The organism is Streptomyces sp. NBC_01268 (assembly GCF_036240795.1).
GTDB lineage: Bacteria > Actinomycetota > Actinomycetes > Streptomycetales > Streptomycetaceae > Streptomyces.
The window spans coordinates 2,635,248-2,647,839 of the sequence record NZ_CP108454.1 but is presented as its reverse complement, the minus strand read 5'-3'; the positions used below and the strand labels follow the sequence as shown (position 1 = coordinate 2,647,839).

The 12,592-nt window shown below is 74.4% G+C and carries 10 protein-coding genes; 4 read left to right on the top strand and 6 right to left on the bottom strand.

Annotated features, from left to right (window positions below; translation table 11 throughout):
• Positions 1–83: 83 nt before the first annotated feature.
• Entirely contained in the window at positions 84–905 is an 822-nt protein-coding gene (locus OG309_RS11700; RefSeq protein ID WP_329420344.1) for an EI24 domain-containing protein, read from the top strand.
• Between the two features lie 116 nt (positions 906–1,021).
• On the opposite strand, the gene OG309_RS11695 is transcribed toward OG309_RS11700, so the two are convergent.
• A complete protein-coding gene (locus tag OG309_RS11695; protein ID WP_329420342.1) occupies positions 1,022–1,996 on the bottom strand; it encodes a LysR family transcriptional regulator in 975 nt (324 codons plus the stop codon).
• A 162-nt stretch (positions 1,997–2,158) separates the two neighbouring features.
• Here OG309_RS11695 and OG309_RS11690 point away from each other — a divergent pair, with 162 nt between their 5' ends.
• Entirely contained in the window at positions 2,159–4,348 is a 2,190-nt protein-coding gene (locus tag OG309_RS11690; protein ID WP_329420340.1) for a M4 family metallopeptidase, read from the top strand.
• A 120-nt stretch (positions 4,349–4,468) separates the two neighbouring features.
• On the opposite strand, the gene OG309_RS11685 is transcribed toward OG309_RS11690, so the two are convergent.
• Positions 4,469–5,191 (bottom strand): carbon-nitrogen hydrolase family protein, encoded by a 723-nt coding sequence (locus OG309_RS11685; protein ID WP_329420339.1) that lies wholly within the window; start codon positions 5,189–5,191, stop codon positions 4,469–4,471.
• Between the two features lie 52 nt (positions 5,192–5,243).
• Entirely contained in the window at positions 5,244–6,221 is a 978-nt protein-coding gene (locus tag OG309_RS11680; RefSeq protein WP_329420338.1) for a LysR family transcriptional regulator, read from the bottom strand.
• A 58-nt stretch (positions 6,222–6,279) separates the two neighbouring features.
• Between OG309_RS11680 and OG309_RS11675 the strand changes: the two genes are divergently transcribed.
• Positions 6,280–7,095, top strand: a complete 816-nt coding sequence (locus OG309_RS11675; RefSeq protein WP_329420336.1) for an NAD(P)-dependent oxidoreductase — start codon at positions 6,280–6,282, stop codon at positions 7,093–7,095.
• Here the strand turns inward: OG309_RS11675 and OG309_RS11670 are convergent, their stop codons facing one another.
• Entirely contained in the window at positions 7,096–8,328 is a 1,233-nt protein-coding gene (locus OG309_RS11670; RefSeq protein ID WP_443067631.1) for a pyroglutamyl peptidase, read from the bottom strand.
• Between the two features lie 108 nt (positions 8,329–8,436).
• Positions 8,437–9,015, bottom strand: coding sequence for a TetR/AcrR family transcriptional regulator (locus tag OG309_RS11665; protein WP_329420334.1), 579 nt, complete (start codon positions 9,013–9,015; stop codon positions 8,437–8,439).
• Positions 9,016–9,166: 151 nt separating this feature from the next.
• Between OG309_RS11665 and OG309_RS11660 the strand changes: the two genes are divergently transcribed.
• A complete protein-coding gene (locus OG309_RS11660) occupies positions 9,167–11,602 on the top strand; it encodes a beta-glucosidase family protein (protein ID WP_329420333.1) in 2,436 nt (811 codons plus the stop codon).
• Between the two features lie 68 nt (positions 11,603–11,670).
• Here OG309_RS11660 and OG309_RS11655 read toward each other — a convergent pair whose 3' ends face one another.
• Positions 11,671–12,564, bottom strand: coding sequence for an SGNH/GDSL hydrolase family protein (locus OG309_RS11655; RefSeq protein ID WP_329420331.1), 894 nt, complete (start codon positions 12,562–12,564; stop codon positions 11,671–11,673).
• Positions 12,565–12,592 lie beyond the last annotated feature (28 nt).

Below are 12,592 nucleotides of genomic sequence, written 5' to 3'. Positions count from 1 at the left end.
CGATGATCATTACGGAGGGGTCTACCGTCTCAACTCGGGAACAACAAGAGGGCGTCGGGCCGACCGCCGTTAGGGTGATCACCATGCGCGATTTCGGGGCGGGATTCGGTTACCTGCTGCAAGGTCAGAAGTGGGTCGGCCGGCACGGACGGTGGTTCGGGTTCGGGCTGCTGCCCGGGCTCGTGACCTTCGTCCTCTACGTGGGGGCGCTCATCGGCCTCTTCTACGGCGCCGACGACCTGACGGCCTGGGCCACCCCGTTCGCCGACGACTGGGGCTCGCCGTGGCAGGGCGTCCTCCGCGGCACGCTGACCTTCCTGGTCTTCGCGATGGGCCTCTTCCTCGCCGTGATCACCTTCACCGCCGTCACGCTCCTGATCGGCCAGCCCTTCTACGAGTCGCTGTCCGAGGAGGTCGACCGCAGCCAGGGCGGCGACGTGCCCGAGTCCGGGCTGCCGCTCTGGAAGGACCTGTGGATCTCGGCCCGCGACAGCCTGCGGGTCCTGCTCCGGGTGGCGCTCTACGGCGTCCTGCTCTTCGCGGCCGGGTTCATCCCGGTGGCCGGCCAGACGGTCGTCCCCGCGATCGGCTTCTGCGTCTCGGGCTTCTTCCTCACCGAGGAGCTGACCGCGGTCGCGCTCCAGCGCCGGGGGATCGAACTCAAGGAGCGGCTGGGCCTGTTGCGCGGCCGCCGGATGGCCGTCCTCGGCTTCGGCGTCCCCCTCACCCTCGCCTTCCTCGTCCCCTTCGTCGCCGTCCTGCTGATGCCGGGCGCGGTCGCCGGAGCCACCCTGATGGCCCGCGACCTGAACGGCGAGACCGGCGACGGGGACGCCGACGGCACCGACGCGGCCGTCGACGCCGACGGCCGCCGGCCCGCCACGGGGGCCGCCTCCGGCGCCTGAGCCGCCGCGAGGCGGGACCGCCGCCCGTCACCCGTCACCCGCCGCCTGTCACCCGTCGCTCGCCGCCCGGCACCCGATGCCCTACATCCGCCCGCCCGGCGGGTGTGCCCCGGGGGTCAGTCCGGCGCCACCGGCTCCAGCACCGGGTGCAGCTCCGGACGGGACTCCCACCAGGTCCGGTGGAAGGCGTTGTTGGGGACGTTCGCCAGATAGGCGAGCCCCGCCGCGCGGTACAGCAGTCCGGCCCGGCGCTCGGAGACCGCGGCCCGGTTCCAGGCGAGCCGGATGCGGCCCGTGATCGGGTCGCCGGCCAGGGGACGCAGCACGGTCCCCTCGGCGGGCGGCGCCGTCGGCTGGCTCACCGAGATCGCGCGGCCGGCCGCGATCAGGTCGTAGTGCATCTTGCGGTCCGCGATCCGGTAGCGCAGCGCCGGCGTGAACCCGGCCTTCTGGCAGGCCGCGACCAGCGCCTCCGGGCCGCCGTCGTCGTCCTCCACCAGCGTCATCCAGGTCTCGCCCGCCAGGTCCGCGAGCTCCACCCGCTCCCGCGAGGCCAGCGGATGGGCCGCGGACATGCGCACGCAGAACGGTTCCTTCGGGATCAGGGTGCGGGCCGCCGTGCCCTCGGGGAGCGGCACCTCGTGGTCGTTGCACTCCCCGTAGACGATGGCGTCGTACTGGCCGGCGCCGAGCAGGCGGCTGAGCGTGGTCACCGAGTGCTCGATGCTGACCGCGATCTCCTGGCCCTCCATCTCCTGGTCGAGGCGCCCGAGCAGGCCGTCCACCAGGACCAGCAGGATGCACCCGAGCCGGAGCGTCGGATGCGGCTCGGCGGCCCGGGCGCCTGCCGCGAGCGCGTCCATCTCGCCGAGCACCCGGCGCGCCTTGGACAGCACGAACTCGCCCAGCGGGGTGGGGTCCACCCCGTGCCGGCCGCGGAAGAACAGCTCGCCGCCCGCGGCCCGTTCGATCCGCCGCAACTGTGCCGAGAGCGCGGGCTGCGAGACGCCGAGCCGGACCGCCGCGCGCCCCAGACTGCCCGCTTCCGCTATCCGGCAGACGGCTTCGAGATGCCTCAACTCCAACTGCATTTCAGCAGCGTACGCAGCGCACGAGGGCGGACGGCAGGGTTCTGCGGCTCCGATCCATAACGCGGGTCTTATGACGGGTGAGATGTCCCCGACTTGCCATGTCCACGCACATACTCGGCGCGACGACCCACCGTCTCCCCCCCACCCTTGATCGGAGCAGACGTGCAACCCACCAGACTCTCGGCGGCCGTGGCAGCGCTCGCGCTGACGGCGAGCCTCGCGGGCACCCTCGCGAGCACCGCCTCCGCCGTGACGCCGGCGCCGCAGCCCGTACCGCCCGGGCACGGCAAGTCCCTCGCGCTGGCCGCCGCCGACAAGGCCGCCGACAGCGGGCTCGACGGCCTGCGCCACGGTGCGGACGAGGAGCTCGTCCGCACCGCCGTCACCCCTTGGACGGGCGGTCTCTACTACGCCACCTACCAGCGCACCTACAAGGGGCTCCCGGTGGCCGGCGGCGACGCCGTGGTCCTCTCCGACAGCGCCGGCAAGGTCCGTGACGTCACCTCGGCGCCCGCTCCGGCCATCCGCCTCTCCACCAAGGCCACCGTGAGCTCCGCCGCCGCGCTGGCCACCGCCCGCGGCCGGCTCGCCGAGGTCGAGAGCGCGAGCACCCCCGAGCTCACCGTGCTCCTCAAGGGCGACAAGCCGGTCCTCACCTGGCACACCCTGGTCGTCGGCCGCACCGCCAAGGGCCTGCCGAGCTCGCTCGACACCTACGTCGACGCCCGCACCGGGGCCGTGGCCCGCGCCACCGACAAGATCCTGCACGCCGACGGGCGCGGCTACCACAACGGCAACGTCACCATCGACACCGCCGCGAGCTCCATGACCGACACCAGCCGCGGCGGCTTCAAGTGCGGTGGCCAGAACGGCAGCGCCTACACGGGCTCCTCGCCGTGGGGCAACAACGGCGCCAACGACCTGGTGACCGCCTGCGTCGACATCATGTACGCGGCGCAGAAGGAACACTCCATGCTCAAGGAGTGGTTCGGCTACAACGGGCAGAACGGCCAGGGCGGCATGGTCCCGGCCCGCGCCGGACTCTCCGAGGTCAACGCGTACTACGACGGCACGAAGACGACCTACGGGCGGGCCCAGACCGGCTCCAACCAGCTCACCGGCATCGACGTCGTGGCCCACGAGTACGGCCACGAGATCTTCGACCGCACTCCGGGCAGCTCCGGCTCGTCCAACGAGAACGGCGGGATGAACGAGTCCACCGGCGACATCTTCGGCGCCCTCACCGAGCACTATGCCAACAACCCGAACGACACCCCGGACTACACGGTCGGCGAGAAGGTCAACTTCTTCGGCGACGGCAAGCCGATCCGGAACATGTACAACCCCTCGCTCGTCGGCAACGACCCCAACTGCTACCCCCAGTTGACCTCGGGCACCGAGGTGCACGCGGCGGCCGGTCCGCAGAACCACTGGTTCTACCTGCTCGCCGAGGGCTCGAACCCGGGCGGCGGCAAGCCCAGCAGCCCCATATGTTCCGGCGGTCCCTCCTCGGTGACCGGCGTCGGCATCCAGAAGGCCGGCAAGATCTTCATGGGCGCCCTGCTGATGAAGACCTCGTCCTGGAACCACCTCGCCGCCCGCAAGGCGACCCTCTCCAGCGCCAAGAACACCTACGGCAGCGCCGAGTGCAACGCGGTGAAGGCGGCCTGGAACGCGATCGGCGTCCCCGCCCAGTCCGGTGAGACCGACTGCGGCGGCACCACCACGCCGGACTTCTCGCTGGCCCTGAACCCGACCTCCGGCTCGGTCCAGCCGGGCGCCTCGGCCACCTCCACGGTGAGCACGAGCACCACCGGCGGCAGCGCGCAGACCGTGCAGCTCTCCGCGAGCGGCGCCCCGAGCGGGACCACGGTCTCCTTCAGCCCGTCCTCGGTGACCTCGGGCGGCTCCTCGACGATGACCGTGCAGACCGCGGCCGGTACGCCCAACGGCTCCTACGCGATCACCGTCACCGGCACCGGCTCGGCCACCCACACGGTGACCTACCAGCTGACGGTCGGCTCCACGACGCCGCCCACCGGCTGCGACGACACCGAGTACACCTACCAGGGCACCCTCGCCTCGGGCCAGGCCCAGGCCCAGCCGGACGGCTCGTACTACTACTCGGCCACCGCCGGCACCCACGTGGGCTGCCTGCGCGGCCCGGCGGGCACCGACTTCGACCTGTACCTGCAGAAGTGGAACGGGTCGGCCTGGGCGGACGTCGCGGTCGGCGGCACGGCCGGCGCCGATGAGGACACCTCGTACTACGGCACCGCGGGCTACTACCGCTATGTGGTCCACGCCTACAGCGGCTCCGGCGCGTACACGCTGGGCCTGAGCGCCCCGTAAGGGGCCGGGGCGCCGTCGCGGACCGGGGGTTCCGCGGCGGCTTCCCCCGCCGGACGGCCGTGGACGCACCCACCGGCCGTCCGGCACTTCCGCGTGCGGGGCGCCGGCGGCCCTTCCCCGTCACCGGCCGTCCGGGACCTCCGCCAGCGCGTACCCCGGCTCCTCGCCGCCCGCGTCGGCGATCCGGCGTCCGTCCGGGGCCCAGGCCCCGGCGAGTCCGGCGCCGACCCCGTCCTCGTTGGCGCCGAGCACGTTGCCCAGGACCACGTACAGGCCGAAGTCCCGGGCCCGCGCGGGATAGACCGTCTCGAACGAGTCGTTGTCCGCGCCGAGCACCGAACTCGCCAGATAGACCGCGCAGCCGTCCGCGGCGGCCCGCTCGGCGAGCTCCGGGAAGCGGTTGTCGTAGCAGGTCGCGGTCGCGAACCGGACGCCGTCGAGCGCGAATCGCCCGTCGGCGGTGCCCGGCGCGAAGACCTCCGCCTCCACCCCGTACAGGTGCCGCTTGTCGTAGCGGGCGAGGAGGGAGCCGTCCGGGCCGATCACCAGCGTGGTGATGGCCGGCCGCCCGGACGGCGTGCGCACCGGCCCGTTGACGACGGCGGCCGCCGACGCCTCCCGGCAGGCCTCCCGGACGGGTGCGAGGCGCGGGTCGTCCTCGGTGAGGACCAGGCCGGGGGTGTCCCGGATCAGGCTCGGCTCGTAGCCGGTGAGGGCCAGCTCGGCGAAGACGACGACCCTGGCCCCCTCGGCCCCGGCGGCCCGGACGAGTCCGGCGACGGTACGGACGTTGGCGGCGATGTCCCCGGCGACCGGGGCGAACTGGGTGGCTGCGACGATCATGACCGCCATCATCCCGCCTCCCTTGGTAAGGATCAATGGGGTGCTGCGGGTGTTATCCGCTGCTCTCGTTGCCCGTGGCGCCCGTGCCGCCCCCGCCGCCCCCGCCGGTCTCGTCGCGGGCCCAGGCCGAGGCCGGTTCCGCCGCGGTCTCGCGCAGCAGTGCCAGGAAGGCGGTCGCCGCCACGGTCGGCGTCGCCGGGGTGGCCGCGCAGATCCGCCGCCGCGGCATGTCGTCCGGATGGAGCGCCACCAGCGCCACGTCCCGCCGCACGGCGGCCGCCGCGAGCGCCGGTACGAGGGTGACGCCGAGGCCCGCGGCGACCGCGCCCAGCTTGGCGATCCAGTCGTGGGCGACGAGGCCCGTGCGCGGCCGGAGCCCGGCGGCGGCGACGGGCCGGAACAGGGTGTCCTCCAGGCGCTCGTTGCCGACGATCCACTCCTCGTCGACGAGCTCCGCGAGCCGCACCGCCCGCCGGCCCTCGTAGGGATGCCCGCGGCCCAGCGCCACCAGCATCGGCTCGTCCAGGAGGCGATGGAGCGTCACCCCCTCCGGCGGCGGCCCCTCCGCCGCAGGGCTGACCACCGCCAGGTCCTCCTCCCCGGCGGCGACGAGCGCCAGGTGCTTGACCGAGGGCCCCTCGACCCGGGTCACCACGACCCCCGGGTGCCGCTCCCGGAACACGGCCTGCGCCCGCGGGACGAGGGCGGCGCCCGCGCTGGAGAAGGCGCCGAGCCGCAGCAGCCCGCCGTCCAGGGTGCGCAGCGCCGCGAGCTCGGTCCGGGCGACGGCCAGCCGGTCCCGGACCGCCTCCGCGTGCGGCAGCAGCACCCGGCCCGCCTCGCTGAGCCGCACCCCGCGCGGCAGCCGCTCGAAGAGGGCGGCGCCCGTCTCGTCCTCCAGGGTCTGGATCTGACGGGAGACCGCGGACTGGGTGTAGCCGAGGGCGCGGGCCGCGGCGGTGAAGGAGCCGTGGCCGGCGACGGCGAGGAAGACCTCGTACAAGCCGGACGAGCCATGAGTCAAGGGCATGGCAGTCATGCTAGACATTCGCTTGTCGCATGGAGTGGCTGCCCCTAGCGTCGAGGTCATGAACACCACGGACGCCACCGGCACCACCCGGCAGAAGATCGCCTTCCTCGGCCTCGGCTCCATGGGCCTGCCCATGGCCCGCCGCCTCCTCGACGCCGGGCACCCCCTGACCGTCTGGAACCGCACGCCCGCCAAGGCCGACGGGCTCGTCGCCGCCGGGGCCGTGCGCGCCACCGGGCCCGCCGAGGCCGTGGCCGACGCCGACGTCGTCGTCACCATGCTGGCCGACCCGGCCGCCGCGCTCGCCGTCGCCGACGCGATCGTCCCCGCGCTGCGCCCCGGCACGTACTGGATCGACACCTCGACCGTCGGCCCCGACACCGTCCGCGCCCTCGCCGGGCGACTGCCCGAGGGCGTCGCCCTGATCGACGCGCCGGTCATGGGCAGCGTCGACCGGGCCGCGACGGGCGAACTGCTGATCCTGGCGGGCGGCGACACCGCGCCCGTCGCGGAGCTGCTCGGGCTGCTCGGCACCGTCACCGCGTGCGGCGCTCCGGGTGCCGGGGCCGCCCTCAAGCTGGTCCTCATCAACGCCGCCATCGGCGGGGTCGCCCTGGTCGCCGAGGCGCTGACCCTCGCCGACGCGCTCGGCCTGCCCCGCGACCTGGCCCTGCGCACCCTCGCCGCGGGCCCCCTCGCGGGCGCCGTCGCCCGGGCCGGGGCGGTCGGCTCGCACTTCCCGGTCGCGCTGGCCGCGAAGGACGTGGCCCTGGCGACCGGGGCCGCCGAGCTGCCCGTCCTGGAGGCCGTCCACGCCGCCCTGACCCGCGACCCGGCCCTCGCGGGCGAGGACCTGGCCGCGATCACCCGGTGATCAGGAGCCGGCGGCCACCGCCAGGATCGCCCGCACCTGGGCGATGATGTCCAGCCGGTTGCGGACGAACTCGGGGTCGGTGACCGTGCCCGTCGCCGGGTCGGCGTTGGCGGCGCCGAACTGGAGGACCGGCGTGTGCACATGGCCGCCGGGCAGTCCGGTCAGGCCGAGCCGGTCGCGCAGCAGGGTGGCCCGGTAGGCGATCTCGTTGGAGAGGTAGTCCCCGCCGCCGCCCGCACGGGCCCGCGAGCCCGGCGTGGGGCCGCCGGGACGGACCACGGGGGTGTCCGTCCCGGCCGGGACCTCGGTCACCGAGGTGTTGTCGTAGACGGGGAAGCGCCCGGTGGCCGCCGCCGTGATCGCCGTGTACGGGAGGGTCGTCGACGTCCACTGGGGCTGCGCGGCCGGACCGTCCACCGGCACCGTCCCGGTCCTGGACAGGTTCTCGTTGTCCGGGAAGCCGCCGCGCCAGGCGCCGTTGGTGCGCTCGACGTCGAAGCGGCCGGGGCGGCCCTGGCTCACCGTGGTGAACAGGTCCACCCCGGGCAGGTGCGGGCGCAGCGTCCGCTCGACCGTGCCGTCCGCGAAGTCCTCCCAGCGCACCGGGAAGACGGCCGTCTCGATCCGGGCGAGGGAGCCGTCGGCGGTGCGCAGCCAGGTGCCGTCCAGGGCGAGCGCGGTGGCCCCGGAGGGGTTGCTGATCCGCACGTCCCGGTCGAGCGTGAACGGGTCGAAGCCGGTCAGCAGGATGCGCTTGACGCCCTTGCCCGCCGGGTAGCGGATCGCTTCCTGGCCGCGCGAGGAGCGTTCCAGCCGGTCCAGGAGCCGGGCCCGGCCCTCGTCGGTGACGTCGAACCCGGGCCGCCAGCCGCGCAGTTCACGGGTGAGGGCGAGCCGCGCCCAGTACAGCGGCCGGTCGTCGTCCCGCGTCAGGTCGCCGCGCGACGGCCCCCGCCCCTGCGCCCGGTCGACCGCCCGCCGCCACAGCTGCGATCCGTACCGTGTGGCGGTGCGCTCGGCCTGCCCGATGGTGCGGGCGTCCGCGAGGTCGGCGGCGAACTCCGGTGCCAGGGCGTCGAATCCGCTCCTGCGCAGGATCTCCTGGGGCGCGGCCCGGTCGAGCCTGGCCTCCTCCGTGGTGACGGCGGGGGCGGGGGCGGGGGCGGCCGGGGCGGGCGGGGCCGCCACGACGAGCGAGGCGGCGGCGAGGGAGAGGGCGAGCGTGCTGCGTATCGGGGGCACGGGGGTCCTTCCGTACGGCGGTGACGGGCCGCCGGAAGTATCCCGTCCCTTCCCCGGGTGCCGCTACGGAGCCCCCGCGTGTCCGTCAGGACGCGCCCGTCACACCGTCCGCTTCGAGTCCTCCTTGAGGAGCGCCAGGAAGTCCCGGAAGGACGCCGCCATGTCCACCGCGTCCGGGTCCAGGAGCCACTGGTACTGGAGGCCGTCCATGACCGCCGTGAGCAGCGGCGCCACCCGCTCCGGGGTGAGCCCGCCGGGGAGTTCGTCGCCGTACTCGGCGCGCAGGACCTCGGCCATGTTCTCCCGCACCTGGGTGTAGCGCTCGGTGAAGAAGGCCCGTGCCGGATGCTCCTCGGTGACGCTCTCGCCGAGCAGCGCGGAGAAGGTCTGCACGATGCCGGGCCGCATCGCGTTGTACTCGACGAGCGACTCCATGAGGTCGAGGCGCCAGCGCTCGCGTTCCTGGCCGCCGCTGGTGTCCCAGCGGTCGCGCTCCTCCAGGACGGCGACGAGCAGCGCCTCCTTGGTGGGGAAGTAGTGCAGCAGTCCCTGCTGGGTGAGTCCGACCCGCTCGGCGACCGCGCCGAGGGAGGCGCCCCGGTAGCCCCGCTCGGCGATCACTTCGAGGGCGGCGCGGACGATCTCCGCCCGCCGCTCCTCGCTCCTGGCCCGTGCCATCGCCCCGTCCCCCTTGCGTAGGTCCCTGACAGGAGGACCGTACGGCATGCCGGACGGTCCACCGTTGATAACGAAATGCTAACGTAACCTACCGATCTACAGGTAGTCGGGTCACCATGGCGGCATCAGCACTTCAACGAGGAGGTAGGCCGTGCCGGAGACGAACGCGGACACCCTGCGCGAAGAGGCCGTCGAGGCGGCCCTGGCCAAGCTGGACCTGGACGCCAAGACCCGGCTGCTCGCCGGTCAGGACATGTGGTCGCTCCCGGCGCTGCCCGAGATCGGGCTGGCCTCCCTGGTCATGTCCGACGGCCCGATCGGCGTCCGAGGCGTCCGCTGGACCGCCGACGACCCCTCCGTCGCCCTGCCGTCCCCGACCGCCCTCGCCGCCACCTGGGACCCCGCGCTCGCCCGCCGGGCCGGCCGGCTGCTCGCCCAGGAGGCCCGCCGCAAGGGCGTCCACGTCCTCCTCGCCCCCACCGTCAACCTGCACCGCACGCCCCTCGGCGGGCGCCACTTCGAGGCGTACAGCGAGGACCCGTACCTCACCGGCGCCATCGGCACCGGCTACGTCCAGGGCGTCCAGGACGGCGGCGTCGGCACCACCGTCAAGCACTACGTCGGCAACGACGCGGAGACCGACCGCTTCACCGTCGACAACAGGATCGCCCCGCGCCCGCTCCGCGAGCTCTACCTCGCGCCCTTCGAGGCCATCGTCAAAAACGCCCACCCCTGGGGCATCATGACGGCCTACAACCGGATCAACGGCACGACCATGACCGAGCACCGGTACCTCGTCAACGAGGTCCTGCGCGGCGAGTGGGGCTTCGACGGCTACAACGTCTCCGACTGGATGGCCGCCCGCGACACCAAGGGCGACATCGAGGGCGGCCTCGACGTCGCCATGCCCGGCCCGCACACCGTGTACGGCGAGGCGCTCGCCGCCGCCGTGCGCACCGGCGACGTCGAGGAGTCCGCCGTCGACGCCGCCGTGCGCAACGTGCTGCGGCTCGCCGCCCGCGTCGGCGCCCTCGAAGGCGCCCCGGCCGTCGTCACCGAGCCGCCCGCCGCCATCGACGGCGACGCCCTCGCCCGCGAGGTCGCCCGCCGCGGCTTCGTCCTCGTGCGCAACGAGAACGGCGCCCTGCCGCTCAAGCCCGGGAGCGTCGCCCTCTCCGGCGCCGCCGCCCGCGACGCCCGCGTCCTCGGCGGCGGCTCGGCCCAGGTCTTCCCCGACCACACCGTCTCCCCGCTCGACGGCCTCACCGCCGCGCTCCCCGAGGGCGCGCTGACCTTCCGCGTCGGCGCCGACCCCAGCGAGGAACTCGCCCCCGCCGACCAGGGCTTCACCCTCCGTGCGGTCTGCCGCGACGCCGACGGCACCGTCCTCGGCGAGGGCACCCTGCCCAACGGCCAGGTCCAGTGGATCGGCGACGACCTCCCGGCCGGTGTCACCCACGAGGCCCTCGCCTCCGTCGAGGTCATCGGCAGCTTCACGCCCCGCGAGAGCGGCGAGCACTCCTTCGGCACCCGCGGCCTCGGCGCCTTCGCCCTCACCGTCGCCGGGGAGGCCCTCTTCGACGGCGTCCAGGCCATGGGCCCCGAGACCGACCCCTTCGAGGCCTTCTTCGGCTCGCCGGTCGAGCGCGGCCGGGTCGCCCTCACCGCCGGCGAGACCGTCGAGGTCTCCCTGCTGCACACCCTGGACAAGGAGTTCGCGGCCCCGCTCCCGGCCGTCATGTTCTCCTTCGTCCACCTCGGTCCGCGCCGTGACCCCGACGAACTGATCGCCGAAGCCGTCGAGGCGGCCCGCGCCGCCGACACCGCCATCGTGGTCGTCGCCACCACCGAACGCGTCGAGTCCGAGGGCTTCGACCGCAAGGACCTCACCCTCCCCGGCCGCCAGGACGACCTCGTCCGGGCCGTCGCCGCCGCCAACCCGAACACCGTCGTCGTCGTCAACGCCGGCTCCCCGGTCGAGATGCCCTGGCGCGAGGAGGTCGCCGCGGTCCTGCTCAGCTGGTTCCCCGGCCAGGAGGGCGGCGCCGCGCTCGCCGACGTCCTCACCGGCGCCGAGGAGCCCGGCGGCCGTCTCCCCACCACCTGGCCCGTCGCCCTGGCCGACGTCCCGGTCACCGAGGTCACCCCGACCGACGGCGAACTCCCGTACAAGGAGGGCGTGTTCATCGGCTACCGGGCCTGGGACAAGGCGGGCACCGCCCCCGCGTACCCCTTCGGTCACGGCCTCGGCTACACCACCTGGACGTACGACTCCCTCGTCGTCACCCCGGACGGCGCCACCGTCCGCCTCACCAACACCGGTGAGCGCACCGGCCGCGAGACCGTCCAGCTCTACCTGGCGCCCGTCGGTGACTCCGTGGAGCGCCCGGCCCGCTGGCTGGCCGCCTTCGCGAGCGTCGAGGCCGCCCCGGGAGAGACCGTCGAGACGACCGTCGAACTGCCCCGCCGCGCCTTCGAGATCTGGGACGAGGAGCGATCCGCCTGGACCCTCGTCACCGGCGGCTACGAGGTGCTCGCCGCGCACTCGCTGGCCGACGCGCGCCTGACCGCGACCCTGGAGCTCTGACCTCCGGGGTCCCCGGGACCGGTCCCGGGGCGGAACCTGACTCCCGCCCCGGGGCCCGCCGTCGTCCCCTACCGCGCGGTGATCCGCCGGTACGCGATCTCCGCGAGCCGCGCCTGCCCGTCCCGGCTCGGGTGGAACCAGTCCCACGGGCTCAGCTGCCCGCCCTCGAAGCGGAAGCCGAACACCGCCCCGCCGTCGTCACGGCAGCGCGCGTCCTTCGCGCACACCTCCCGGAGGACCCCGTTGTACGCGACCACCCGGTCCCGCACCCGGTTCCTGCGCTCCTGAGCCGCCGGTCCCAGGTCCTCCGGGTCCGCCAGCATCGCCCCGCAGACGCCCAGGCTCCACACCTGACGGCCCATCGGGCTGACCCGTCCCGTCGCCCACAGGCGCTTCAGGTCCGGCAGGCTCGACACGTACACCTGCGCCTTCGGCGCCCCGGCCCGCAGCCGGCCGAGCGCCGCCGTGAACGAGGCCCGGAAGTCCTCGACCGGGGTCATCAGCTCGGGCCGCTCCCGGCACGCGTCGTTCGCGCCCATCATGACCGTGACCAGCTCGGGGCGTTCGGCCGCCGCCGCGGCCATCTGCTCCGGCAGCTCCGCCATCCGCGCCCCGGTGCGGGCCAGGTTCCAGCTCCGGCCGGCCACGCCCTCGGGCCCGAGCAGCCGCAGGGCCAGGCTGTCGACGCCCGTGTCGGTGCCGGTCGCCCAGGACGCCTCGGGGCAGTCCGCCAGGACCGCGCAGGCGTCGAAGGCGCGGGTGATGGAGTCCCCGACGGCGGCCACGGAGCCGGGGGAGGGGTCCCACAGGGGCGTCGGCCTCGGGGCCGGTCCCGGCCTCGACGGGGTGGCGGCCGGACGCGCGGCGTCGGCCGGGCCGTCGGCCGAGCAGCCCGGCAGCACCGCGACGCACAGCAGCGCGACCGCGGCGGCGGTGGTTCGGAATCGACGTCGCCCGCGCATCCCCGGGGCCCCTCCTCGGCGTCCTCGC